The organism is Klebsiella oxytoca NBRC 105695, from assembly GCF_001598695.1.
Classification (GTDB): domain Bacteria; phylum Pseudomonadota; class Gammaproteobacteria; order Enterobacterales; family Enterobacteriaceae; genus Klebsiella; species Klebsiella oxytoca.
On record NZ_BCZK01000011.1, the window covers coordinates 23,502 to 49,827 of the forward strand.

Annotated in this window: 19 protein-coding genes and 1 riboswitch; of the genes, 6 read left to right on the plus strand and 13 right to left on the minus strand. The window is 58.4% G+C overall.

The features are described 5' to 3' along the window. Window positions 1–47: 47 nt before the first annotated feature. Window positions 48–2,390 (minus strand): LPS assembly protein LptD, encoded by a 2,343-nt coding sequence (lptD, locus tag KO1_RS18610; protein WP_024273722.1) that lies wholly within the window; start codon window positions 2,388–2,390, stop codon window positions 48–50. A gap of 244 nt (window positions 2,391–2,634) precedes the next feature. Here lptD and djlA point away from each other — a divergent pair, with 244 nt between their 5' ends. Beyond that, window positions 2,635–3,462, plus strand: coding sequence for a co-chaperone DjlA (gene djlA, locus KO1_RS18615; RefSeq protein WP_004108210.1), 828 nt, complete (start codon window positions 2,635–2,637; stop codon window positions 3,460–3,462). 30 nt (window positions 3,463–3,492) lie between these two features. Here djlA and KO1_RS18620 read toward each other — a convergent pair whose 3' ends face one another. After that, window positions 3,493–4,191 (minus strand): response regulator, encoded by a 699-nt coding sequence (locus KO1_RS18620; RefSeq protein ID WP_004108208.1) that lies wholly within the window; start codon window positions 4,189–4,191, stop codon window positions 3,493–3,495. Continuing rightward, the gene (locus KO1_RS18625) at window positions 4,181–5,806 is read right to left on the minus strand and encodes an ATP-binding protein (RefSeq protein ID WP_004108206.1); all 1,626 of its coding nucleotides are present in this window, start codon (window positions 5,804–5,806) and stop codon (window positions 4,181–4,183) included. The genes KO1_RS18620 and KO1_RS18625 overlap by 11 nt, the downstream gene beginning before the upstream one ends. 324 nt (window positions 5,807–6,130) lie before the next feature. On the opposite strand from KO1_RS18625, the gene KO1_RS18630 reads away from it, so the two are divergent. After that, on the plus strand, window positions 6,131–7,486 hold the full coding sequence (locus tag KO1_RS18630) for a 2-hydroxycarboxylate transporter family protein (protein WP_004108203.1): 1,356 nt from the start codon (window positions 6,131–6,133) through the stop codon (window positions 7,484–7,486). A gap of 168 nt (window positions 7,487–7,654) precedes the next feature. Continuing rightward, entirely contained in the window at window positions 7,655–8,194 is a 540-nt protein-coding gene (gene citX / locus KO1_RS18635; RefSeq protein WP_017145010.1) for a citrate lyase holo-[acyl-carrier protein] synthase, read from the plus strand. A gap of 81 nt (window positions 8,195–8,275) precedes the next feature. Here the strand turns inward: citX and rluA are convergent, their stop codons facing one another. The 6 genes from rluA to araB all read right to left on the minus strand — a co-directional run bounded on the left by rluA (window position 8,276) and on the right by araB (window position 18,848). Further along, window positions 8,276–8,935, minus strand: a complete 660-nt coding sequence (rluA, locus tag KO1_RS18640; RefSeq protein WP_004108199.1) for a bifunctional tRNA pseudouridine(32) synthase/23S rRNA pseudouridine(746) synthase RluA — start codon at window positions 8,933–8,935, stop codon at window positions 8,276–8,278. Between the two features lie 12 nt (window positions 8,936–8,947). After that, window positions 8,948–11,854, minus strand: coding sequence for an RNA polymerase-associated protein RapA (gene rapA / locus KO1_RS18645; RefSeq protein WP_004108196.1), 2,907 nt, complete (start codon window positions 11,852–11,854; stop codon window positions 8,948–8,950). Window positions 11,855–12,041: 187 nt separating this feature from the next. Next, window positions 12,042–14,399, minus strand: coding sequence for a DNA polymerase II (gene polB, locus KO1_RS18650; RefSeq protein WP_017145009.1), 2,358 nt, complete (start codon window positions 14,397–14,399; stop codon window positions 12,042–12,044). 346 nt (window positions 14,400–14,745) lie between these two features. Then, window positions 14,746–15,441, minus strand: coding sequence for an L-ribulose-5-phosphate 4-epimerase (gene araD, locus KO1_RS18655; RefSeq protein WP_017145008.1), 696 nt, complete (start codon window positions 15,439–15,441; stop codon window positions 14,746–14,748). A gap of 184 nt (window positions 15,442–15,625) precedes the next feature. Further along, window positions 15,626–17,128, minus strand: coding sequence for an L-arabinose isomerase (araA, locus tag KO1_RS18660; RefSeq protein WP_004110533.1), 1,503 nt, complete (start codon window positions 17,126–17,128; stop codon window positions 15,626–15,628). Between the two features lie 10 nt (window positions 17,129–17,138). Then, window positions 17,139–18,848 carry a ribulokinase gene (gene araB / locus KO1_RS18665; RefSeq protein ID WP_017145007.1) on the minus strand — a complete coding sequence of 570 codons (1,710 nt, stop codon included), beginning with the start codon at window positions 18,846–18,848 and terminating at the stop codon, window positions 17,139–17,141. A gap of 337 nt (window positions 18,849–19,185) precedes the next feature. Between araB and araC the strand changes: the two genes are divergently transcribed. Both araC and KO1_RS18675 read left to right on the plus strand, forming a co-directional pair. Next, window positions 19,186–20,031 carry an arabinose operon transcriptional regulator AraC gene (gene araC, locus KO1_RS18670; protein WP_004098545.1) on the plus strand — a complete coding sequence of 282 codons (846 nt, stop codon included), beginning with the start codon at window positions 19,186–19,188 and terminating at the stop codon, window positions 20,029–20,031. A 128-nt stretch (window positions 20,032–20,159) separates the two neighbouring features. Then, entirely contained in the window at window positions 20,160–20,927 is a 768-nt protein-coding gene (locus tag KO1_RS18675) for a DedA family protein (protein WP_004108185.1), read from the plus strand. On the opposite strand, the gene thiQ is transcribed toward KO1_RS18675, so the two are convergent. The 4 genes from thiQ to sgrR form a co-directional block, all read right to left on the minus strand. Then, window positions 20,914–21,615 carry a thiamine ABC transporter ATP-binding protein ThiQ gene (gene thiQ / locus KO1_RS18680; RefSeq protein WP_004110537.1) on the minus strand — a complete coding sequence of 234 codons (702 nt, stop codon included), beginning with the start codon at window positions 21,613–21,615 and terminating at the stop codon, window positions 20,914–20,916. The two genes, KO1_RS18675 and thiQ, sit on opposite strands and share 14 nt — an antisense overlap. Then, entirely contained in the window at window positions 21,599–23,209 is a 1,611-nt protein-coding gene (thiP, locus tag KO1_RS18685; RefSeq protein ID WP_004110539.1) for a thiamine/thiamine pyrophosphate ABC transporter permease ThiP, read from the minus strand. Before thiP ends, thiQ begins: the two co-directional genes overlap by 17 nt. Then, window positions 23,185–24,168, minus strand: coding sequence for a thiamine ABC transporter substrate binding subunit (thiB, locus tag KO1_RS18690; RefSeq protein WP_023320318.1), 984 nt, complete (start codon window positions 24,166–24,168; stop codon window positions 23,185–23,187). The genes thiP and thiB overlap by 25 nt, the downstream gene beginning before the upstream one ends. Window positions 24,169–24,199: 31 nt before the next feature. Next, window positions 24,200–24,362, minus strand: a riboswitch (TPP riboswitch). 37 nt (window positions 24,363–24,399) lie between these two features. After that, a complete protein-coding gene (sgrR, locus tag KO1_RS18695; protein WP_017145005.1) occupies window positions 24,400–26,055 on the minus strand; it encodes an HTH-type transcriptional regulator SgrR in 1,656 nt (551 codons plus the stop codon). Window positions 26,056–26,142: 87 nt separating this feature from the next. Here sgrR and sgrT point away from each other — a divergent pair, with 87 nt between their 5' ends. Beyond that, the gene (gene sgrT, locus KO1_RS27460) at window positions 26,143–26,295 is read left to right on the plus strand and encodes a glucose uptake inhibitor SgrT (RefSeq protein WP_004108171.1); all 153 of its coding nucleotides are present in this window, start codon (window positions 26,143–26,145) and stop codon (window positions 26,293–26,295) included. Window positions 26,296–26,326: the final 31 nt, after the last annotated feature.

Consider the following 26,326-nt stretch of genomic DNA (forward strand, 5'->3'; position numbering starts at 1 on the left):
TCCATTTCAATTAACCGCAATTGCGGATTACGTTTAAACCAGCCACATCACAGGGAGCTCTGGTACGGTAAAATGTTCGAACGCAGCATCTGCTGGGTGCCGAGACCGTAATTGGAGCTCAGGCCGCGCAGCTCAATGTTAAAGCCGAAGGTATTGTCGTATTTGCTTTCGCTGCTGCTGTTATCCCAGCCGTTGATCTTACGTTCATAGCCAACGCGGATAGCGTAGCAGCAGGAGCTATACTGCACCCCTAACATCTGGTTCGCTGACTTTCTGGTATTCGTATCGTAGTAATACGCGCCGACGACTGCCCAACGATCGACGATTGGCCAGCTGGCGGTCATTCCCACCTGCGAAATACCATCTTTATACTGCTTAGCGGTGGAATACGAAGGCAGAGTCGCCTGAATGTATTCCGGACTTGCATAACGATAGTTAAGTTGTACTAAACGGTTTTCGTCGCGACGGTATTCCACGGTTCCGCTGCTGGTCGCGACGTTATCCAGACGCGTATCGTACTGAATTCCCCCGCGTAAACCCCAGTCGTCGGTAATGCGCCAGTAGGTATCCCCGGCCCATACCAGTGAACCTCGCGTGTCGTTGTTCTCCCAGTTGATGTTGTCGTCACCGGTACGTGCTTCGGTGAAATAGTAGATTTGACCAACGGAAATATTAAAACGTTCAACTGCGGCGGCATCATAAACGCGAGATGTGATGCCGGTGGAGACCTGGTTGGCGGACGCAATACGGTCCAGACCGCTGTAGGTGCGGTCGCGGAACAGGCCGCTGTAGTCTGATTGCAACAGCGTTGAGTCGTAGCTGCCGATCTTGCTCTGGTCACGATACGGGATATACAGATACTGCATGCGCGGTTCAAGCGTCTGGGTATAGTTCTCTTGCATATCGCGCTCGAAAACCATTTTGCCGTCGACTTTAAACTGCGGCATGACGCGGTTAACGGAGTCTTTATAGTCAGTGCCGTTGGCCGCGTTGTAGCTATCAAGGTTGCTTTGCTGGTAATGGGTGGCCAGCAGTTTTGCCTCAGTATTGATGCTTCCCCAGCCGTTAGACAGCGGCAGGTTGATGGTTGGCTCAAGGTGAAGACGCGTTGCTTCCGGCATTTTGCTGTTCGAGTTAACAAAATGCACCGCCTGGCCATAAAGATGCGTATCAAACGGGCCGACGTCGTTCTGGTAGTAGTTCACGTCCAGCTGCGGCTCGGCGGAATAGGCATTGCTTGAGTCGCGGTCAAAGACCTGGAACTGCTTGGTCGATACGGTGGCATCGAAATTCTGATTCGCGTAGCCGGCGCTGAGTTTCTGCGTGGCATAGCCATCGGTACTGGAACCGTATTTGGAGCTGAAATCGTTAAAGTAGTCCGGGTCGCTGACTTTGGTGTAGTCGGCGTTGAAACGCCACACCTGGTCTACGACGCCTGAATGGTTCCAGTAGAACAGCCAGCGGCGGCTGTTGCTGTCGTTCGAATGATCGTCATGATAAATTTTATCCGACGGCAGGTAGTCGAACTCAAATAAACCGGTCCCTGCTTTGGTCAGATAGCGGAATTCGTTTTCCCACATCACGCCGCCGCGCTTGCTCATATAGTGCGGGGTCAGGGTGGCGTCAAAGTTAGGCGCGATATTCCAGTAGTAAGGGAGATAGAACTCCGCGCCGTTTTTGGTGCTGTATTTAGCGTTGGGGATCAGGAAACCTGAACGGCGCTTATCGCCCACCGGCAGCTGCAGGTAAGGACTATAAAAAATCGGCACTGAACCGAGCTTAAAGCGCGCGTTCCAGATCTCAGCCACCTGCTCTTCGCGGTCGTGGATAACTTCGCTGCCGACCACGCTCCAGGTGTCAGAGCCCGGCAGACAGGAGGTAAAGCTGCCGTTTTCCAGAATGGTGTAGCGGTTTTCACCGCGCTGCTTCATCAGGTCAGCGGTACCGCGCCCCTGACGGCCTACCATTTGGTAATCGCCCTGCCAGACGTTGGTATCTTTGGTGTTGAGATTCGACCAGGCCTTCGGCCCTTTGAGGATCACCTGATTATCGTCATAGTGCACGTTGCCGAGGGCATCAACCGTCCGCACCGGCTGCGGCTGGCCTTCCGCCTGCTGCTGGTGGAGCTGGACCTCATCGGCCTGCAGCCGGCTGTTTCCCTGATTAATATCGACGTTGCCGGTAAATACGGCGTTATCAGGGTAGTTGCCTTTCGCATGATCGGCATCGATCGTCACCGGCAGGTCGTTGGGTTTCCCTTCGACCAAAGGACGATTGTAGCTTGGGACGCCAAGCATACACTGCGTGGCGAGATCGGCAGCGAGGCCCTGTTGGCTATACAAGGCGCTGGCGATCATGGTGGCCAGGAGGCTGGGAATACGTTTTTTCATACGTTGTATTTGTTGTTCCGTCATCGTGTGGCAGCGGCTTGCAAACGGTCAGAGCCTAACTTACTCGTCTAAATCGCGCTAGTGTTAATCCTGCCCGTTTCGAGCCCGAGCGTTAGGCACCGTGTAGAATGACGAGTATGATAAAGCAAATTATAGGCTATGTCCCACAATTGACCGAGGCGTAAACGCTTTGTAACGTGCGGTCAGATATAGCTTAACTGGCGGCAGAGAGATTGGGGAGTCTATGCAGTATTTGGGTAAAATAATTGGCGTTGCGGTTGCGTTGATGATGGGCGGCGGCTTTTGGGGCGTGGTACTGGGCTTTTTAATCGGGCATATGTTTGACCGCGCGCGCAGCCGCCGGCTGAACGTCTTTGCCAACCAGCAGGAGCGCCAGTCGCTGTTCTTCTCGACGACGTTTGAAGTGATGGGGCACCTGACCAAATCAAAAGGGCGCGTCACCGAAGCCGATATCCACGTCGCCAATTTGCTGATGGATCGCATGAATCTTCATGGCGAAGCGCGGACGGCGGCACAGCACGCGTTTCGGGTAGGGAAATCAGATGACTATCCGCTGCGTGAGAAAATGCGCCAGCTGCGCAGCGTCTGTTTTGGCCGCTTTGATTTAATTCGGATGTTTCTGGAAATTCAGCTGCAGGCGGCTTTTGCCGATGGCGATCTGCATCCCAACGAACGTGAAGTGCTGTTTGTGATTGCCGATGAGCTGGGCATCTCCCGCGCTCAGTTTGAGCAGTTCCTGCGCATGATGCAGGGCGGGGCGCAGTTCGGCGGCGGGTCGCAGCAGCAATCTTACGGCCAGCGCGGCGGCAACGCCGGCTGGCAGCAGGCGCAGCGCGGGCCCACTCTGGAAGATGCCTGCAATGTGCTGGGGGTAAAACCGACTGATGATGCCGCCACCGTCAAGCGCGCCTATCGTAAGCTGATGAGCGAGCACCATCCGGATAAGCTGGTGGCGAAAGGGCTACCGCCGGAAATGATGGAGATGGCTAAGCAGAAAGCGCAGGAGATCCAGAAAGCCTGGGAGCTGATCAAAGAACAGCGCGGCTTCTGAACGACCGGCCTCTCCCGGGCGGGGGAGGCGTCACGATGGGCTGGCGGCGCGGCGGTACATACGCCGCGGATGGCCAATCTTGCCGTACAGCATTTCCACCTCCAGAAAGCCGATTTCCACGCAGTGCTCCAGATAGCGACGAGCAGTGGTTTTGCTCAATCCAGCCTCGCTCACCACGTCATCGACCGAAAAGCAGCGTTCTTGATCGCCGGTAAACAGATTTTGCACCAGCGCCAGCGTTTTTTCTTCAATCCCTTTACTGCCGCTATCGGCACGATAGTTTTTGGCCTGTAGCTGATACAGCGAATCCACGTTCTGCTGGTCGACAATCTTCCACTCGCGCTGCTGATCGTAGAACTGCACAAACCGTTCAAGGGACTGGCTCAGGCGCTTCCATGACACCGGCTTAAGAATGTAGTCGAAGGCGCCGTTGCGGATTGCCAGACTACAGGTTTCCATATCGCTGGCGGCGGTGATAAAGATCACCGAGCAGTTAGCCTGGGCCATGATCGGGTCGTTCATCAGCGTGACCCCTTTGCCGTCCGGCAGATAATTATCCAGCAACACCAGCTGGGGCGGCCTGGCGTTGAGTCTCTGCCGCGCCTGGGCGAGGGAGGCCGCCGTGCCTGCCAGCCGCATGCGCGGGTGTTTTTGAATAAGCTCGGCGTGCAGCCGCGCCAGTTCGCTTTCATCTTCGATGATCAGAACATCGACCAGGTCATGATGCATAGTGCGTCTCTTCTTGCGGATGGGCTGGCCCGCTGGCGGGGATAAACAGCGTAAAAATCGCGCCGCGCGGGGCGTTGTCGGCCACTTCAATTGTGCCGCCGGCCTGGGTTACGTAGCGCTCAATAAGATACAGGCCAATACCGTGATCGCCGCGGGTTTTGGTGGTGACGCCGCGCTCAAAAATATGCTCGCGGATCTCCGGACGAATACCGACGCCGCGGTCGGCGACTTCAATCATTAATTCCCGGGCGTTGAGCTGAATCAGAATCTCGACCGGTTCGTGCGGCAGTTCGGCGCGCTGGGTAGCCTCAATAGCGTTATCCAGCAGATTACCGATGATAGAGATAAGCTCGGACTCCATCAATGACGGCAGCGGACGGTCAATGCGGCAGGCCGGGTCAAAGCTCAGTTCAACCCCTTTTTCCCGCGCGCGGGCGGCTTTGCCCAGCAGCAGACCGCACAGCGTCGGCGAATTAAAGTGTGATGAGATAAAGTCCAGCAGCTCCTGGGCATGCTCCGACTGCGCCTGAATGTAGCGAATCGCCTCATCATAGTGGCCCATATGCAGCAGGCCGGAAAGGGTGGTCATACGGTTCAGCTGTTCATGGCGCATGATGCGCAGATTATCAACGTAGCGCTTCACCTGGCTAAGCTGGGCGCTCAGCGAGTTGATTTCGTCGCGGTCGCGGAAAGTGATCACCCAGCCCTGCAGTTCACTCTCCAGCAGGATACGCACCCGGCTGGCGAGAACGGTCAGCTGATTAAAGCGGCACAGCTCGTCGTGGGTATCGTTTTCGAGCATCTCCCCGCTGGCGAAAAACGGCTGCGGCGTAATGACGCTATCGATAGACTTACCGCGCAGCTGATGCGCCGGCTGGCTCAGTCCGAGCAGGCTGCGGGCGGCATGATTTATCACTTCGATACGCCGGTGATGGTCAATTACGATCACCCCTTCGTATATCGACTCCATCATCGCCTTTTGCTGGCGCACCAGCAGGCCGATTTCCCGCGGCTCCAGCGAGAAAATTTGCTTCTTAATGCTGCGGGTGAAGTACCAGGAGAAGATAAACAGCGCAATCAACAGCAGCACTGCGGCGACAAAGATATTGATGACTTTTTCCAGCGTGATGCTGTCGAGATAGCTGGTAAGGTAGCCGACGGAAACAATACCGATGACCCGGCCCGCATCGTCGAAAATCGGCGCTTTGCTGCGCAGGGAAATCCCCAGTCCCCCTTTGCGGATGGTGGTGGCGCTTTTCCCCTCCAGCACCGGCTGGTTATCGCCGCCAACCAGCCGCGTGCCGACCCATTCCGGGTGGACCGAATGAAACAGATGCACGCCTCGCCTGTCGCCAATGACAATAAAGCTGGCGTCGCTGTGGGCGGCGATATTTTGCATAAAAGGTTTTATCGCCAGCGCGTCTTCACGCGCGACCTGTTGGCGTAAATCCGGCATCAGGGCAATTTCTTGCGCCTGTATTTTCGCGCGGGCGCTCATTTCCTGATAAAGCTGACGGCTGGCGTCAAAATAGTAATACACGCCCAGCAGCGCGAAAAGCACTGAGAAAAAAGCGACCAGTGAAATGAACAGCTTAAATTGAAATGAAACCTTCATAATTCTATTGCACCGTATCAGGGATGCGGCACTGTATCATCTTTGGCCATACCGACATCGTGGCTGAGGGAAAACGGTGACCCCCTTCGCAGGCGTCCGGAAACCACAATTATCTGCTGGCGCGGAATTTATCAAGGTTAATCAGGCGCTGGATTTAAAAACCTTAAAAACCACGACCATAAATCAGAGCGGTTTCACAATAATAATAGAAACCATAAAAACCATAGTGACCATTAAAACTTCTTTTTTAATCTGTCGATCCTCACATTAACTCTGCGGATGGCCCTCTAACCTGAAAAATAATAATAACCAGAGGGCTTAATTATGAGCACCACAGACAATGCATTCTCTGCAACCATCGACCCTATCAATACCCCGAAAGCGCCGCTTAAGCAGCGCTGGTGGCATATCCTCGATAACTGGAAAGTCGGTATTATCCCGCTGCCGCTCTTTCTGCTGGCCGGCGGCCTGATTGCCCTGGACTGTTTAGGCGGCAAGCTGCCGAGCGATATCGTCGTGATGGTGGCGACGCTGGCCTTTTTCGGCTTTGCCTGCGGTGAATTCGGCAAACGCCTGCCGGTTCTGGGTAAGCTTGGCGCAGCGGCCATCTGCGCGACTTTTATTCCTTCTGCGCTGGTTCATTACGGCCTGCTGCCGGAGGTGGTGGTGGAATCGACCACCAAATTCTATAAGTCGACCAACATTCTTTATCTTTATATCTGCTGCATTATCGTCGGCAGCATTATGAGCATGAACCGCACCACGCTGATTCAGGGCTTTCTGCGGATTTTCTTCCCGATGCTGTGCGGAGAAATCGTCGGCATGGTCGTTGGCGTCGGCGTCGGTACCGCGCTAGGGCTGGAGCCGTTCCAGGTGTTCTTCTTTATCGTCCTGCCGATCATGGCCGGCGGCGTCGGCGAGGGAGCGATCCCGCTGTCGATTGGCTACGCCGCGCTGATGCATATGGATCAGGGCGTGGCGCTTGGGCGCGTTCTGCCGATGGTGATGCTGGGCAGCCTGACGGCGATTGTTATCTCCGGCTGTTTAAATCAGCTGGGCAAGCGTTTTCCGCATTTGACCGGTGAGGGACAGCTGATGCCGAACCGCCGCAACGAGACGCATCGCGAAACGCCCGTCGAGGGCAAAATGGACGTAACGACGCTGGCCTCCGGCGCGCTGCTGGCGGTGCTGCTCTATATGCTGGGCATGCTGGGGCAGAAGACCATCGGCCTGCCCGCGCCGGTGGGCATGCTGTTCCTCGCGGTGCTGCTGAAGCTGGTGAACGGCGTCTCTCCGCGCCTGCAGGAGGGATCGCAGATGGTGTATAAGTTCTTCCGCACGGCGGTTACCTATCCGATTCTGTTTGCCGTCGGCGTGGCGATCACCCCGTGGCAGGAGCTGGTCAACGCGTTTACCGTAACCAATTTGCTGGTGATTATCAGCACCGTAACGGCGCTGGTGGCGACCGGTTTCCTGGTCGGCAAAAAGATTGGCATGTACCCGATTGACGTGGCGATTGTCTCCTGCTGCCAGAGCGGTCAGGGCGGTACCGGCGACGTGGCGATACTGACCTCCGGCAACCGCATGAACCTGATGCCGTTCGCGCAGATCGCAACCAGGATCGGCGGCGCGATTAATGTTTCGCTGGGTCTGCTGTTCCTCAGTCACTTTCTGGCCTGATTTAACTTTTTTATAACCGCTAAGTCTGCTTTTTCGTGCTAAATGGCGCAGAAAATATCTGCGCCCCGTCTCCAAAACAGGGATCGTTTAGCGATACAATCAGCGCCATTATTCGCGACTGCGACGGCAGCCTGTCCGCTGCCTGTAATTGAGTGAGGAGAGAAACAAATGTCAGTGGATACTCTCGCCCGTGAGGGCGTAAGCATGGAAGCGCTGCTGGCGGCGAAAGAGCAGCGCGCCGCGCGTCAGGCCGACTGGTTAGCCCATTATCAGCGGCCGGTGATTTCGCTGACCCTGGTGACCCCGGGCGCGGTGAAAGACAGCATTCGCTACCGTAATATGATGGGCGTAGCGCTGCAGGCCTGCGATCAGATGCTGTGGAAACACCGCTGGCAGACGCTGGATCGCCAGGTGCTGTGGCTGCCGACCGGTCCGGAAGCGCTGTGGTGCGTCGATCACGCCGCCAGTGAAATCAAAGCCTTCTGTACCGATCTTGAGCATACCCATCCGCTGGGCCGCCTGTGGGATATCGACGTTATTTGCCCGAAAGATGGCCTGGTTGGCCGTCAGTCTATGGGGGAAAACCAGCGCCGCTGCCTGCTGTGCGATGAACCTGCGCACGCCTGCGCGCGCAGCCGCCGTCATGACACCGGGGAGGTTGTCGCCCGCGTTGAGCAGATGATTGATGCGTGGTTTGCCCGCGACTAACGTCGGTGTTCCGCTGCGATGATGAGCGAGGAATTGCCCGGGTATGCCGCTGGCGGCAAGACCCGGGACAGATTTGAACGATCAGAAGTCGATCGGCGCGCGGAACGTCATCGTATTACCGAATGACGGATGGGTGATGGTCAGGGTTTCAGCGTGCAGCAGCAGACGCGGCGCCATGGCCAGCGCTTCCGGCGACGCATAAAAGCGGTCGCCAAGAATCGGATGGCCCAGCGCCAGCATATGCACGCGCAGCTGATGCGAACGCCCGGTAATCGGCTTCAGGCGCACGCGGGCGGTGTTGTCCGTCGCGAACTCCAGCACTTCATACTCGGTTTGCGCCGCTTTGCCGGTTTCGTAACACACCTTCTGCTTTGGCCGGTTCGGCCAGTCGCAAATCAGCGGTAAATCCACCAGACCCTCGGCTTTTTCCGGGTGCCCCCAGACGCGGGCGACGTACTGCTTTTTCGGCTCGCGTTCGCGGAACTGCCGCTTAAGCTCGCGCTCTGCCGCTTTGGTCAGGGCTACCACAATCACGCCGCTGGTCGCCATATCCAGCCGGTGCACCGACTCGGCCTGCGGGAAATCGCGCTGAATGCGCGTCATCACGCTGTCCTTGTGCTCAGCCAGCCGGCCCGGTACGGACAACAGGCCGCTTGGCTTGTTGACCACCATAATGTGCTCATCCTGGTAGAGGATAACCAGCCAGGGATCCTGCGGCGGATTGTAGTTTTCCATCGCCATATTCGCGTTCCGTTACTGGTGGGTGACCACGATTAAGCGCAGCGCATCCAGGCGCCAGCCCGCCTGCGCCAGCGCGTCCATGACCTGTTGACGGTTGCTCTCGATAGCCGCCAGTTCATCATCGCGGATGTTCGGGTTAACGGCGCGCAGCGCTTCAAGGCGCGACAGTTCGGCCGACAGCTTATCGTCGGCTTCTTGACGTGCGGCGTCGATCAGGGCCTGGGCCGCTTTGGCCACCTGGCCTTCGCCCTGCTGCAAAATGGCGTGGACGTCCTGCTGGACGGCGTTGACCAGCTTGCTGCCGGTGTGGCGGTTTACCGCGCTCAGCTGACGGTTAAAGCTTTCGAACTCCACCTGACCGGCAAGGTTGTTGCCGTTTTTGTCGAGCAGCATGCGCACCGGCGTCGGCGGCAGGAAGCGGTTGAGCTGCAGATGCTTCGGCGCCTGGGCCTCAACGACGTAAATCAGCTCCAGCAGCAGGGTACCTACCGGCAGCGCTTTGTTCTTCAGCAGCGAGATGGTGCTGCTGCCGGTATCGCCGGAGAGGATCAGATCCAGACCGTTGATAATCAGCGGATGCTCCCAGGTGATGAACTGCGCGTCTTCGCGGGACAGGGCGACGTCACGCTCAAAGGTAATGGTGCAGCCATCTTCCGGCAGGCCAGGGAAGTCCGGTACCAGCATATGGTCGGAGGGGGTCAGGACAATCAGGTTTTCACCACGGTCGTCCTGGTTGATGCCGACGATATCGAACAGGTTCATGGAGAAAGCGATCAGGCTGGTGTCGTCATCCTGTTCTTCAATGCTTTCCGCAAGCTGCTGGGCTTTTTCTCCGCCGTTGGAGTGGATCTCCAGCAGACGATCTCGGCCCTGTTCCAGCTGCGCTTTCAGCGCTTCATGCTGCTGGCGGCAGGCTTTGATCAGGTCGTCGAAGCCGTCGGTATTTTCCGGCGCGGCGAGATAGTTAATCAGTTCATTATGCACGCTGTCGTAAACGGTACGGCCGGTCGGGCAGGTGTGCTCGAACGCGTCCAGACCTTCGTGATACCAGCGCACCAGCACCGACTGGGCGGTTCTTTCCAGATACGGAACGTGGATCTGAATATCGTGGGCCTGGCCGATACGGTCAAGACGACCGATACGCTGCTCCAGCAGATCCGGGTTGAACGGCAGGTCGAACATCACCAGGTTGCTGGCGAACTGGAAGTTGCGGCCTTCCGAGCCGATTTCAGAACACAGCAGCACCTGAGCGCCGGTATCTTCCTCGGCGAACCAGGCGGCGGCGCGGTCGCGTTCGATAATTGACATCCCTTCGTGGAACACCGCTGCACGGATGCCTTCGCGCTCGCGCAGAACCTGCTCCAGCTGCAGCGCGGTGGCCGCTTTAGCGCAGATCACCAGCACTTTCTGCGAGCGGTGGCTGGTGAGATGGCCCATCAGCCATTCAACGCGCGGGTCAAAGTTCCACCAGGTACCGGTATCGCCTTCAAATTCCTGATAAATCTGCTCCGGATAGAGCATGTCGCGGGCGCGCTCTTCGGCCGTTTTGCGGGCACCCATAATGCCGGAAACCTTGATGGCCGTCTGGTACTGGGTCGGCAGCGGCAGACGAATCGTATGCAGCTCGCGTTTCGGAAAGCCTTTGACGCCGTTACGGGTATTGCGGAACAGCACGCGGCTGGTACCGTGGCGGTCCATCAGCATTGACACCAGCTCCTGACGAGCGGCCTGGGCATCATCGCGATCGCTGTTGGCGGCCTGCAATAACGGCTCGATATCCTGTTCGCCGATCAGATCGCTCAGCGCGTTCAGCTCGGCGTCGTTCAGCTTATTGCCAGCCAGCAGCAGGGCGACGGCGTCGGCAACCGGACGGTAGTTCTGCTGCTCTTCAACAAACTGGGCGAAGTCGTGGAAACGGTTGGGGTCGAGCAGGCGCAGACGGGCGAAATGGCTCTCCATTCCCAGCTGCTCCGGCGTCGCGGTGAGCAGCAGAATGCCCGGCACGCATTCGGCCAGCTGTTCAATCGCCTGATATTCCCGGCTCGGGGCGTCTTCGCTCCAGACCAGGTGGTGCGCTTCATCAACGACCATCAGATCCCACTCCGCTTCGCACAGGTGTTCCAGACGCTGCTTGCTGCGGCGTACGAAATCCAGCGAACAGATCACCAGCTGTTCGGTTTCAAACGGGTTAATTGCATCGTGCTGCGCTTCGGCATAGCGCTCATCGTCAAACAGCGAGAAGCGCAGGTTAAAGCGGCGCAGCATTTCCACCAGCCACTGGTGCTGCAGGGTTTCCGGAACGACAATCAGTACGCGTTCGGCGGCGCCGGAGAGCAGCTGCTGATGCAGGATCATCCCGGCTTCGATGGTTTTACCCAGACCCACTTCGTCCGCCAGCAGGACGCGCGGCGCATGGCGGCGGCCAACGTCATGAGCGATATTCAGCTGATGCGGGATCAGGCTGGTGCGCTGACCGCGCAGGCCGCTCCACGGCATGCGGTACTGTTCGCTCTGGAATTTGCGCGCGCGATAGCGCAGGGCAAAACGATCCATACGGTCAATCTGTCCGGCGAACAGACGGTCCTGCGGTTTGCTGAAAACCAGCTTGCTGTCGAGCAGCACTTCACGCAGGGTAACGTTGGCTTCCTGGGTGTCGAGTCGGGTGCCGGTGTAGGCCAGCAGGCCGTTCTCTTCATTAACTTCGTCAACCTGGAGTTGCCAGCCTTCATGGCTGGTGATGGTGTCGCCCGGGTTAAACATCACGCGGGTGATCGGGGAGTCGTTGCGTGCGTACAGACGGTTTTCGCCGATGGCGGGGAAAAGCAGGGTCACCATGCGCGCGTCCAGCGCAACGACCGTCCCTAATCCCAGTTCGCTCTCTGTGTCGCTAATCCAGCGTTGACCAAGTGTAAAAGGCATATATGTTCGGCTCTTTAGTTCTTTAATTGCAGGCAATAGTTGATCATCTCCATGGAGAATCGGAGATGCGTCAAAATTGGGTCCAGGAATGGAAAGGGCGCTATATTACTGGATGGCGGAACGTTCGTCACGTCCTCCTCACCCTTCATTTTGCGGCTTTTGTGCTGACGGAACGAGTGAGAAAAAATCAAAATAGCCCCAGTTGCCCCGTCACTATTGTAGCAAAATCGTCGTCGACAAAGGGAAGTATTCCTTCGGCGACAGGCTCTAATTGCTTAGAGAGATAGTGCTCATAATCCAGCGGCGACTGCTGATAATCCACTGGTTCCGGCCCGCCGGTAGTCCAGACGTATTTAATGCTGCCGCGCTGCTGATACTGCTGCGGTCTACCCAGCCGAACGTTGTGCTCATCAGCCAGCCGCGCCGCGCGCACGTGCGGCGGCACGTTGCGCTGATACTCCGCCAGCGGACGGCGCAGGCGTTTGCGATAGACCAGTCGATCGTCAAGCTCGCCGTTCATCAGCTTATCAATGGTTTCGCGCACATAGTCGCGATAGGGCTGATGGCGGAAAATGCGTAGATAAAGCTCCTGCTGAAATTGCTGGGCCAGCGGCGTCCAGTCGGTGCGTACCGTCTCAAGGCCTTTAAACACCATGCGCTGCTCGCTGCCTTCCTGAATCATCCCGGCGTAGCGCTTTTTACTGCCGGTATCCGCGCCGCGAATGGTAGGCATGAGAAAGCGGCAGAAGTGGGTTTCAAACTCCAGCTCCAGGGTGCTGGCGAGCCCCTCTTTGCCCAGCTCCGTCGCCCACCATTCGTTGACGAAGGCCACCAGCGACCGACCGATAGCGCCAGCTTCCTCTTCGCTGTGGGCCCGCTTGAGCCACACGAAGGTGGAGTCGGTATCGCCGTAGATAACGTCATAGCCCTGGGATTCAATCAGCGCTTTGGTCTGGCGCATAATCGCGTGACCGCGCATGGTAATGGAAGAGGCCAGGCGCGGATCGAAAAAGCGGCAGGCGCTGGTGCCGAGCACGCCGTAGAAGGCGTTCATAATGATCTTCAGCGCCTGCGACAGCGGTTTGTTTTTATGCAGCTTGGCTTCGTCGCGCCCGTGCCAGATCTGCCCGACAATCCCCGGCAGGCAGTGCTTATCTCGCGAGAAGCGCGCGCCGAGAAAGCCTTCGGTGCTGTGAGCGTCATCGGGCTGCGCCAGACCTTCAACCAGCCCCACCGGGTCGATCAGGAAGGTGCGGATAATCGACGGGTACAGGCTTTTGTAGTCCAGCACCAGCACAGAGTCGTACAGACCGGGGCGTGAATCCATTACGTAGCCGCCAGGGCTGGCCTGCGGCGGCACTTCTCCGAAGTTCGGTGCGACGTAGCCGAGCCGGTGCATGCGTGGAAAATAGAGGTGGCTGAAGGCGGCGACCGAACCACCGTGGCGATCCGCAGGCAGGCCGTTGACCGTCGCGCGCTCCAGCAAAAACGGCATGATCTCGGTTTTATGGAAGATGCGGGTGACCAGCTCGCAGTCCTGCAGGTTGTAGGTGGCCAGCGCCGGTTTATCCTGGTGAAAACGGCGGTCGATTTCATCCATCCGATCCCAGGGATTATCAATGGCTTTGCCCTCGCCGAGCAGCTCGCGGGCGACCGATTCCAGCGCAAAAGAGGAGAAGTTCCAGAACGCGGATTTCAGCGCCTCAATGCCGTCGATAATCAGGCGGCCGTTGGCCTGAGCAAAGAAGACGCCATTCTTAAAACCGTGTTCGCGCCACTCCAGTTCGCTGTTGCCGCGCCCGAGCAGCAGCGGGATGCGATAGCGCTCGGCGTGCTTTTGCAGGACGCGTAAATCGAACTGCACCACGTTCCAGCCGATCAGCACGTCCGGGTCGTGAGCGGCAAACCAGGCGTTAAGCTTTTCCAGCAGCAGCGGGCGGCTGGCGACGTACTCTAGCTGGAAGTTGACGGCAGGGGGCGAGGCGGGCTCCGGCCCGAGCATATAGACAACCCGCTGGCCGCAGCCTTCAAGACCGATGCAGTAGAGCTCGCCGTGGCGGCTGGTTTCAATATCCAGCGAAACCCATTTTAGCGGCGGGCGGTAGTGGGGATTGGGCTTCATCCGGGCGTTGACCAGCTGCTGGCCGCGCGACTCGCCTTCAACCCACACCGGGGCGGTGATAAAGCGCTCCATCAGATAGCGCTCCGGCGGGCGAACGTCGCCTTCATAAACCGTGACGCCGTTTTCGCGCAGCTTTTTTTCCAGCCGCATCAGCTGGCGGTGAGCGCGGCAGTAAAGGCCAAAAACCGGCTGGCGATGAAAATCTTTCAGGCTGAGCGGGGCAAGGCGATGGCCGTTTTCCCCCTGCAGCAGGCGTTCAACCTGCGCGCGCTGGGATTCAGGGATAAACGCCACGGACTCCTGGGGCGGCAGCGTGACCTCAAGCGGGCCGTCATCGGTCGCCAGCCAGAAAGTCAGTTCGGTGCCCTGCGGGGTATCCCGCCAGTGACGGGTCAGTAAAAAACCTTCTCGTGGCTGCGTCACGCCGTGCTCTCATCAGTAAAAACCAGGCCTGATTATAGCCTGGTTCACCGAGTAATGCTGGGATTTTATACAGGTGTGGCGCGGTTGTCTGTTTTCAAAGGCAGTGCCGCGCGCTATTTCCCGGAGGCGGCGCTTGACGCGCCTTGTCCGGGCTACCTGGCTCGCAGACGGCTGTGAACCTGTAGCCCGGCTGAGCGCAGCGCGAGCCGGGAAAAAAACGGAGGCGGTGTTGCACGCTGTTCCCCGGAGGCGGCGCTTGACGCGCCTTGTCCGGGCTACCAGGTCCGCAGACGGCTGTGAACCTGTAGCCCGGCTAAGCGCAGCGCGAGCCGGGGAGAGCGCGGGTTTATTGCCCGTAATAGGCTTTCGCGCCGTGCTTGCGCAGATAGTGTTTATCCAGCAGCGTCTGCTGCATCTCCGGCAGCTGCGGCGCCAGCTGGCGGCAGAAGATGCCCATATAGGCGATCTCTTCCAGCACAATGGCGTTATGCACTGCGTCTTCGGCGTTTTTACCCCAGGCAAACGGCCCGTGAGAGTGCACCAGCACGCCGGGCATTTGCGCCGGATCGATGCCTTTTTCACGAAAGGTTTCGACGATCACTTCGCCGGTTTGCCACTCGTACTCGCCGTTGATCTCGTCGTCGGTCATCAGCCGGGTGCAGGGAACCGCGCCGTAGAAATAGTCGGCGTGGGTCGTGCCGGTAGCGGGAATCGACTGTCCGGCCTGCGCCCAGATGGTGGCGTGACGCGAATGAGTGTGGACAATACCGCCCAGCGTCGGGAATGCCTGATACAGCAGACGGTGGGTCGGGGTATCAGACGAGGGTTTTTTCTGGCCTTCAACCACTTCGCCGGTCTCCAGGCTGACCACCACCATATCCTCGGCGGTCATGACGCTGTAGTCGACGCCTGAGGGTTTAATCACCAGCACGCCCCGTTCACGGTCGACGGCGCTGACGTTGCCCCAGGTGAGAGTGACCAGATTGTGCTTTGGCAGGGCCAGGTTGGCTTCGAGAACCTGGCGTTTAAGATCTTCTAACATAATGTGCTCCGAATAGCTGGCGAGTCAGCTTCTCCTCACCCCGACCCTCTCCCGGAGGGCCAGGGAGGAAGCCGTCCCGTGCCCGAACTTTTCTTCCCGGTTCAAGGGTAGGGGAGAAAAGCAGTTTCGCGCCCGAGCGGTACCCTCTCCTTATGGGAGAGGGTAAGGGTGAGGGGACGATCTCTTAGCGTTTTGAACCGTAATACACTTCGTTCCAGCGCAGCGCATCCTTGAAGGAGGGCAGGCGGGTCTCGTTGTCAATCACGGTCAGTTCGATATCCTGTAGCTCTGCGAACTGGCGCATATCATCAAGGGTCAGCGCATGGCTGAAGACGGTATGGTGCGCGCCGCCAGCAATGATCCAGGCCTCGGACGCGGTGCGCAGATCCGGATGGGCTTTCCACAGCGCATTGGCCACCGGTAGCTTCGGCAGCTCGTGCGGCGTTTTCACCGTCTCAATGGTGTTCACCAGCAGACGATAGCGATCGCCGAGATCGATCAGGCTGGCGACGATCGCCGGGCCGGTCTGGGTGTTAAAGATGATGCGCGCCGGATCGGCTTTCCCGCCGATGCCCAGCGGCTGGACGTCGAGAATCGGTTTCTCCGCGGTAGCGATGGTCGGGCAGACTTCCAGCATATGCGAGCCCAGCGCCAGATCGTTGCCTTTCTCGAAGTGGTAGGTGTAATCCTCCATAAAGGAGGTGCCGCCCTGCAGACCGGTTGCCATCACCTTCATGATGCGAAGCAGGGCGGCGGTTTTCCAGTCGCCTTCGCCCGCAAAGCCGTAGCCCTGCTGCATCAGACGCTGTACGGCGAGACCCGGAAGCTGTTTCAGGCCGTGCAAATCTTCAAAGGTGGTAGTAAAGGCGTGGAAGCCGCCCTGTTCCAGGAAGCGCTTCATCCCCAGCTCAATGCGCGCGGCATCAAGAAGGTTCTGCCGCTTATCACCGTGGATTTGCACCGCTGGCGTCAGGCGATAGCTGCTTTCATACTCATCGACCAGGGCGCTGATTTCGCCATCGGTGACCGCATTGACGACCTGTACCAGGTCGCCCACCGCCCAGGTGTTAACCGAGAAACCAAACTTAATCTGCGCGGCGACTTTATCCCCGTCGGTGACCGCCACTTCACGCATGTTATCGCCGAAACGGCACACTTTCAGGTGGCGGGTATCCTGTTTCGAAACCGCCTGACGCATCCATGCGCCGATGCGCTGATGGGCTTCTTTATCCTGCCAGTGGCCGGTTACCACGCTGTGTTGCTGACGCATCCGCGCGCCGATGAAGCCAAATTCGCGGCCGCCGTGGGCGGTCTGGTTCAGGTTCATAAAGTCCATATCGATGCTGTCCCACGGCAGCGCCGCGTTGAACTGAGTATGGAACTGCATCAGCGGTTTATTCAGGATCGTGAGGCCGTTGATCCACATTTTCGCCGGTGAGAAGGTATGCAGCCACACCACCATCCCGGCGCACTTATCATCGTAGTTTGCGTCGCGACAGATATGGGTGATCTCATCCGGCGTGGTACCCAGCGGCTTAAGCACCAGTTTGCACGGCAGTTTGGCTTCCGCATTCAGGCTGTTCACCACATGTTCTGCGTGCTTTGTCACCTGACGTAGCGCTTCAGGGCCATACAGATGCTGGCTACCGATGACGAACCACACTTCATAATTATCAAAAATTGTCATTTTCATGTCCTTAATGGGTGAAGGCTGCCTGAGATTGCGGCGCGGATTCCGCTTTTGCAGTCGAAGGGAGGTAACGTTGTTCCGCGCTGAGCGACCACTGCTGGTAGCGCTGATAGAGTTGTTCAAAACGTTGCGCCTGCGCCGGGCGAGGCTGCAGGGTGCTTTCCACCCGGCTGGCCATTTGCTCCTGCGCGGCAGGAATATCGTGGTAGACGCCGGCAGCAACGGCGGCGAAGATAGCCGCGCCCAGCGCGCAGCACTGATCGGACGCGACGATTTGCAGCGGGCGATTCAGCACATCGCAGCAGGCCTGCATGATCACCGGGTTTTTGCGCGCGATGCCGCCGAGCGCCATCACGTTATTGACCGGGATCCCCTGTTCGGTGAAGCACTCCATAATGGCGCGGGCGCCGAAGGCGGTGGCGGCAATCAGCCCGCCGAACAGCGCCGGGGCGTCGGTGGCGAGGTTCAGATCGGTAATGACCCCTTTCAGACGCTGGTTGGCATTCGGCGTACGGCGCCCGTTAAACCAGTCCAGCACTACCGGCAGGTGGTCGAGAGACGGATTTTTCGCCCATGCGTCGGTCAGCGCGGGCAGCAGCTGTTTCTGGCTGGCTTTGATCTGTTCTTTAAGTTCCGGGTGGGCCTGCGCCAGCTGCTCCAGCGGCCAGCCGAGAATGCGGCCAAACCAGGCGTAGATGTCGCCAAAGGCGGATTGCCCCGCTTCCATACCGATAAAGTCAGGCACGACGCTACCATCAACCTGGCCGCAAATGCCCTTTACCGTGCGCTCGCTAACGCTCTGTTTATCGGCGATCAGAATGTCGCAGGTGGAGGTGCCGATAACTTTAACCAGCGCATTTGGCTGCGCTCCGGCGCCGACGGCGCCCATATGGCAGTCGAATGCGCCGCCGGAGATGGCGACGGTTTGCGGCAGGCCCAGACGCGCGGCCCATTCGGCGGTCAGCGTGCCGACCGGCAGATCCGCAGTCCAGGTCTCGCTGAACATCGGGTAGGCCAGGTTCCGGTTAATTATCGGGTCAAGTTCATCGAAGAACCCGGCTGGCGGCAGGCCGCCCCAGCTTTCATGCCAAAGGGATTTATGCCCGGCGCTGCAGCGGCCGCGGCGAATATCCTGCGGGCGCGTCGTCCCGGAAAGCAGGGCCGGCACCCAGTCGCACAGCTCAATCCACGACGCGGCGGCCTCGGCGACGGCGCGGTCCTGGCGAGTCACGTGGAGGATCTTGGCCCAGAACCATTCGCTGGAGTAGATACCGCCGATATAGCGGGAGTAATCTTCTTTGCCGGGCTGGTGGCACAGGCGGGTAATTTCCTCCGCCTCCTCCACCGAGGTATGGTCTTTCCACAGCACGAACATGGCGTTGGGGTTGTTGGCGAACTCTTCGCGCAGCGCCAGCACGTTGCCGTCAGCGTCGATGGGCGCGGGCGTTGAGCCGGTGCTATCAACGCCGATACCTACGACGGCAGCGCGCTGTTCGGCGCTAAGGGCGGCGAGGACGCTTTTCAGCGCGGCTTCCATTGATTCGATATAGTCGCGTGGATGATGACGGAACTGGTTGTTCGGGCCATCGCAGAATAGCCCCTCCTGCCAGCGCGGATACCACTCGACGCTTGCGGCGAGCTCTTCGCCGGTCGCGCACTCTACCGCCAGGGCGCGTACTGAATCACTGCCAAAATCGAGGCCAATCGCAATTGCCATACTGTTACTCCATGCTAAAAATCATTCATGGTGCAACAGTAGATATCTGGGCTGAAAACCGTCAGGCCGTATTCGCTAATCTTATGGACTATATTGCTGTGAAGCTGCAAAGTGTGACGCCGTGCAAATATTCAATGTGGACTTTCCTGCCGTCTTTATAGACACTTCAGTTATGCGCTCAAAGCGCCTGAATTGTGCGCCGTGCTCAGTTTTTGCCGAGATGAGGCGGGTTTTAATCCGATTTCTAACGCGCATCGCAGTACGGGTCTTCAGCCTGAGGATAAAATGCAAGGTATGGACAATTGGTGTCCTTAATGTCTCCGGGAGAGCAGAGTTTATGGCTGAAACGCAAAACGATCCTTTGTTGCCGGGTTACTCTTTTAATGCCCATCTGGTGACGGGCCTGACGCCGATTGAGGCCGACGGCTATCTGGATTTCTTTATTGACCGTCCGCTGGGCATGAAGGGCTATATCCTTAATTTGACGATCCGCGGCGAAGGGGTGATCAATAACCACGGGGAGCAGTTTATCTGCCGCCCCGGCGATATGCTGCTGTTTCCGCCGGGAGAGATACACCACTACGGCCGCCATCCCGATGCCCGCGAGTGGTATCACCAGTGGGTCTATTTCCGGCCGCGCGCCTACTGGCATGAATGGCTTAACTGGCCAACGATTTTTGCCCAGACCGGCTTTTTCCGCCCGGATGAGCAGTGGCAGGCGCGCTTTGGCGAGCTGTTCGGGCAGATTGTGGAGGCCGGGCAGGGCGCGGGGCGTTATTCCGAGCTGCTGGCGATCAATCTTATGGAGCAACTGCTGCTGCGCCGTATGGAGGCCATCAATGAATCGCTGCATCCGCCGCTGGATAACCGGGTGCGCGATGCCTGCCAGTACATCAGCGATCATCTGGCGGACAGCCATTTCGACATTGCCAGCGTCGCCCAGCACGTGTGCCTGTCGCCGTCGCGCCTGTCGCATCTGTTCCGCCAGCAGTTAGGGATCAGCGTACTGGGGTGGCGGGAGGATCAGCGCATTAGCCAGGCCAAGCTGCTGCTGAGCACGACGCGGATGCCGATCGCTACCGTTGGCCGTAACGTCGGTTTTGAGGACCAGCTCTACTTTTCGCGCGTGTTTAAGAAATGCACCGGCGCCAGCCCGAGCGAGTTTCGCGCTGGGTGTGAATAAAAAGTAAAGAAAGTGAAATGATGGCCCGGATTTTTAACACAGCCAGTAAACTATACAAACAAATGATGGCTTGACGAAGTATGAACGGCTCCGGAGAATCCGTGCTTCGTTTTTAATCCGGGTACATTATGCAAGCATTGCTGGAACACTTTATTACTCAATCGACGGTCTATTCCCTGATAGCCGTTCTGCTGGTCGCCTTCCTCGAGTCGCTGGCGCTGGTGGGGCTTATCTTACCGGGAACGGTGATGATGGCCGGATTGGGGGCGCTGATCGGCAGCGGAGAGGTTAACTTCTGGCAGGCGTGGCTGGCGGGGATTATCGGCTGTTTGCTCGGCGACTGGATCTCATTCTGGCTTGGCTGGCGGTTTAAAAAGCCGCTGCATCGCTGGTCTTTTTTAAAGAAAAACAAAGCGCTGCTGGATAAAACCGAACATGCGCTGCATCAGCACAGCATGTTTACCATTTTGATTGGCCGCTTTGTCGGGCCAACGCGCCCGCTGGTGCCGATGGTCGCCGGGATGCTGGATCTGCCGGTCGCGAAATTCATTCCGCCGAATATCATTGGCTGCCTGCTATGGCCGCCGCTCTACTTCTTACCGGGGATACTAGCCGGGGCGGCAATTGATATTCCGGCCGATGAGAATAGCGCCAGCTTTAAGTGGCTGCTGCTGGGGGCGGCGCTGCTGGCGTGGCTGGCGGCGTGGCTGTGCTGGCGATTGTGGCGCAGCGCCAAAAGCGCCGGCGATCGTCTCACCCGCTTTCTGCCGCGTTCGCGCCTGCTGTGGATCGCGCCGCTGATGGTATGCGCCGCCGTCGCGGCCCTGGTGCTCGCCTTCCGTCATCCGCTGATGCCGGTCTATCTCGACATCCTGCATAAGGTTATTTTGCGCTAATTCCCAGTAGCGCCGAGGCGCTGCTGCTGCCGTTGAGCAGCGCGGCGGTCTCGCCATCCCAGGCAATCCGTCCCTCAGCCACGACCACCGACCGCGGCGCGATACGCGCAGCATCTTCCACGCTGTGCGAGACCATTAACAGCGTCAGCTGCTGTTGCCGGCAGATGTCGGCAACCAGGGTCAGCATCTCCTGACGCAGCGCGGGATCGAGCGCGGAGAAGGGCTCATCCAGCAGCAGTACCGGCTGCTGGCGTACCAGACAGCGCGCCAGCGCCGCACGCTGACGCTGGCCGCCGGAAAGCTCGCCCGGCAGCCGCTCTAACAAGGCGTCGATTCCCATCTGCCCGGCAATGGCCTGCAGGCGGGCGATCTGCGTCGCGTTCAGCTTGAGCCCCGGATGCATTCCCAGAGCAATGTTCTGGCGGATGGTGAGATGGTTAAACAGATTATTTTCCTGAAACAGCATCGATACCGGGCGACGCGCGGGCGGCGTGTAGGTATGGGGCTGACCATCGATCTCGATACTGCCGCTGGCAGGCGGCAGAAAACCGGCAATCAGGTTCAGCAGCGTACTTTTCCCGGCGCCGCTGGGACCAAGAACCGCAATGCGCTCACCGCGTTCGACGGCAAGCGTGAAACGCATCGGCAGATGCTGATAAAGCCAGGTCACATCATTCAGTTTTAGCATCGCGTCCCGGAAGTTTTTCAATCACGCTAAAGAGTAAAAAGCACAGCAGCAGAAGCAGGAGGGCGGTGACGGCGCCGTCCTGGCTGCGATAAGAGCCAATTTGCTGATACAGATAAAAGGGCAGAGTACGAAAATCTTCGTTGCCGAACAGCGCTACGACGCCGAAATCGCCAATCGACAGCACGCAGGCGAAGGCCAGCGCCTGGGCCAGCGGCCGTTTTAAAGCGCGAAGCTCGACCACCCGGAGGCGGGTAAAGCCGTGCATCCCCAGCGACTCGCAGAGGGTACCGTAGCGGGCGGCGATATCGCGCATCGGGTTTTCCAGCACCTTAAGCGCGTAGGGGATCGCCATCAGCGCATTGGTGAAAATGACGATGGCGTCGGCGGATTCCGGCAGGCCCACGCTATTATTGAGCAGCAGGAAGAAACCGGTGGCCAGCACGATGCCCGGCATGGCGAGGATCAGCATGCCGCTCAGCTCAAGCGCCTGACCGGCGAGAGGGCGACGGCGGGCGCGGAGCTCACGGCTGCTCCACAGCAGCATCATGGTCAGGATGACGCTTAAGAGTCCGGCGGCAAGGGCGATACGCAGCGATGTCCACAGCGCCTGCCAAAGCGCGGGCTGCTGCAGCACGCTAAACAGATTACTGTTCAGCCCGTCGCCTATCACCGCCAGCAGCGGCGGTAGCAGCAGTAAAAGCGCAGCGCCGATCAGCGCCGTGTCGCACAGCCGGCTATATAGCCGGTCGTCGGGATCGCGCCAGCCGCGGATATGACTGGCCCCGATGGCGAGCGCTTTACTCAGGCGCTGGCTAAGCAACACCAGCCCGAGACAGCAGATCATCTGGATAAGCGCCAGCATCGCCGCGCGCGCCGGGTCGTAGTCGAAATTGAGAGCCTGGTAAATCGCCAGCTCGATCGTCGTGGCCCGCGGACCTCCGCCCAGCGACAGCACGGTCGCAAAGCTGGCGAAACAGAGCATAAAGATCAGCGCCGCAACCGGCGGGATTTGCCGCCGCAGCCACGGCCATTCAACCAGCCGGAAAAAGACGTAGCCGCGCATGCCGAGCTGGGCGGCGATTTGCCGCTGCTCGCCGGGGATATTTTCCAGCGTCTGCAGCAGCAGGCGCGTAGCCATCGGCATATTAAAGAACACGTGCGCCAGCAGGATCCCCTGTAGCCCGTAGGGCGAGAATTCCCACTGCCAGCCGAACGCGTTGCTTAATTCAGCCAGCCATCCCTGACGACCGTAGACGCTCAGAATACCGAAGACCGCCACCAGTACCGGCAGGATTAAGGTCATCGCGCAAAGGCGCAGCAGCAGCGTGCGCCCGGGGAAACGTCGCCGGTACAGAGCGCGGGCGAGGAATATCGCCGGTAGCACCGAAAAAAGCGCGGAAAGGAAGGCTTGCAAGAAGGAGAAACGCACCACGTGCCAGAGATAGCCGTCGCTGATAAGCGCTTTCCAGGTGGTCTCCGGGGCGCTGAACCATAGCGCCAGAAAGGCGGCCAGCGCCACGACGACCAGAACGATGGCCGCCGTGAGTCCCGGCAGGAGCCAGCCGACAGCTAGCGGCTGACGGCGCGTTGCCATGCGTTAATCCAGTTCTGACGTTCGGCGGCCACCTGTTGCGGTGTAAATTCGAGGGTCGTCTGCGGTTTCATCAGCGCGTCAAAGCCTGGCGGAAGCGCAACCTGAGTGACCGGATACATCCAGTTGCCGGTGGGGATCGCATTCTGAAAGCCCGGCGATACCATAAATTTGAGGAATTTTTCCGCCAGTTCCGGCTGCTTGCTGGCCGCGGTGCGGGCGGCGACTTCGACCTGCAAATAGTGTCCTTCAGCGAAGTTTGCCGCGGCGTAGTTATCCTTCTTCTCTTCGATAATGTGGTAAGCCGGGGAGGTGGTGTAGCTCAGCACCAGATCGCTTTCGCCTTTCAGGAACAGGCCGTAGGCTTCGCTCCAGCCTTTGGTGACGGTGACGGTTTTCGCCGCCAGCTTCTGCCAGGCTTCCGGCGCTTTATCGCCGTAGACTTTTTGCATCCACAGCAGCAGGCCCAGACCCGGCGTGCTGGTACGCGGATCTTCATAAATCACCCGCCATTTTTGCTCGCCCTCAACCAGCTCTTTCAGGCTCCTGGGCGGATTTTTCAGCTTGTTTTTATCGTAAACAAAGGCGAAATAGCCGTAATCGAACGGGACGAAGGTGTCGTTGTTCCAGCCGCCGGGTACGTTCACCGCGCTGGCAGGGACGCCGCTTTTGGCGAACAGCTTACTTTGCGAAGCCGCTTCCAGCAGGTTGTTATCCAGCCCCAGCACTACGTCGGCTTTGCTGTTTTTGCCTTCCATCCGCAGACGATTGAGCAGCGAGACGCCATCTTCCAGCGCCACGAACTTCAGCTCGCAGCCGCAGTCGGCTTCAAAGGCTTTTTTAACCGCCGGGCCAGGGCCCCAGTCGGCGGAGAATGAGTCGTAGGTATAAACGGTGAGCAGCGGTTTGGCAAAAACGGGCGCGGCGGCCAGCGCCAGCAGGGGGAGTAATTTTTTCAACACTTTGCACCTCAGAAAAAGGGGGGGCAAAGGATTTTGAGAGGGCCTCAAATCCCTTCGCCGGCGTTATCCGGATCAGGTTCGACGGGTATTTTCTCAGCCCATACGCTTTATCTTCGGGTTGCTTCCGCGCTAACCGCGCGTTGAAGCAACTTGAATGAGATTGCGTATGTTTATTAGCACCCCGTTGAGAACGGCAGTTAGTGTAATGATTTTGTCAGCGGACTGAAAGCATTACGGCTCCGGCGGCGCGAACCACGCGGATTTAAAGTCAAACCAGCCGAGCGTGTTCATACGTACGCCGCGCATACTGCGCTGCCCCTGGATCATCAGCCAGTGGTGAATGAGCGGCACCACGGTTTGATTGGCCAACAGCTGCTGGCTCCAGGTCGCCGGATTCAGCTCACCCGCGCGCCAGCGAGCGGCGTCCTGCTCCCAGTCGATGGGGATACAATTGCGAATCAGGGGAACTTCATACAGCCAGGCAAACAGGGAGAAATCGATCGGCAGCGTAAAGTTGGCGCTGTTGAGCCATACGTCGCTGACCACCTCACCGCGGTGCCACTCCTGATACTCCAGTTCCTGGATCTCCAGCTTAACCTGATGCTCGGCCAGCAGCGTCGCCATGATCCCGCCCATCACGCGATGCTCGACGTGGTCCTGGTAGTAGGTCAGCCTGACCGTTTCAAGACCGGGCGGTTTTTCACAGGCGTGGCTGCGCGCATGATGCCAGCGGGGCAGCAGGCCATACGCCGGGAACCAATTGCCCTGATAGTGCTCACCCGCGTGATAGAGCAGATTAGCGGGCTGGAATACATAGCTTAGCCACTGGCGTACCGCGCTGTTCGCGCCGAGCGGGCTACGGGCATCGAACAGCAGGTAATAACACCCCTCTTCCAGACGGCTTTCCACCGCCTTTTCGCTTTGCGTGGTGCCCTGTAACGTTAACCCACCGTTGGGCTCTTCGCTGATTTCCGGCAGAACCCAGACGTTCACTTCATCGATCAGCGCCCGGTAGCCGAAATAGTCGTCGAAGGCGTGAATTTTGAGCTGATTCTGATTATTTCGCACAACCGAGTAAGGCCCTGTCCCCACGGGGATGCTGGAGAAATTCTCCATCGTTCGCCACTCATGCGGAAGGATCATGGCCGGTACCTGGCTTAACAACCACGGTAGCCAGCGGTCGGGTTGGCTGAGATGAATGTCGAGAGTCCAGGCGGTGGGGGAGTCGATACGCTCGATGTGAGAGAAGAGCGGCAGCGCGTTACTGCGCTGCAGGGAGGCGATGACATCCTCCATCTCCAGCTCACGCCCATGGTGAAAATGAATGCCTGGACGCAGAAAAAAACGCCAGTGGGTCGGCGCGATCTGCTGCCAATGGTGAGCAATATCGGCTTCCAGTTCCCCATTTTCCTCATTTACTCGCGTCAGGGCGCTAAAAATCTGCCGGGCAATATGGGTTTCCGAGCGGCGCAGCGCGCTGCCGGGCAGCAGATTTTTCATCGGCCGGTAGTAGAGCACGCGCAGGATATGCCGACCCTGGCGAAAGCTGCGGCCTAAATGGGAAACCAGCATTTGGCGGACGGCGGCTTTATCGCCAACCAGCTGCACCAGCTGATCGATTCTGTCCTGCTCCAGCAGATCTTCCGCCCTCTGCTGCTGCAGCGCGAGACCGGTATAGAGAAAAGCGAGCCGGGAACGCTTGCCGCGTCCGGCCTCCGCCTCCCAGGTCAGCCAGCCGCGCGCCTCCATCATGTTGAGTAAGGTACGCATATGACGACGCGAGCAGCTTAGCATCTCTGCCAGTTCATTCAGCGTTGTCTCCTGCGACTTGCCGTCGCAGCACTGCCACAGGCGGATGAACTGCTGTTGTAAACGACCGGAAGACATAAAAGGGGAACTCCTGATAAAAACTCAGCAATTTATTACTTCCTATATTAAGTCAATAATCAACGTCGATGAAGCGAGGAGGTGAATATGATGGGGTCAACCATTAAACAGTTCTACCAACGCTACTTTTCTGCGACGCAGGATGCGTCCTGGCTGGCCCGCCTGATGGCAGGAAGACAGCAGGAAATTCTCGGCGAACTGATGCAGTGGGGAGTTACGTCGCAGGCCTCTGATCATTGACTTGCAGACATCATGTGTGACTGAGTATTGG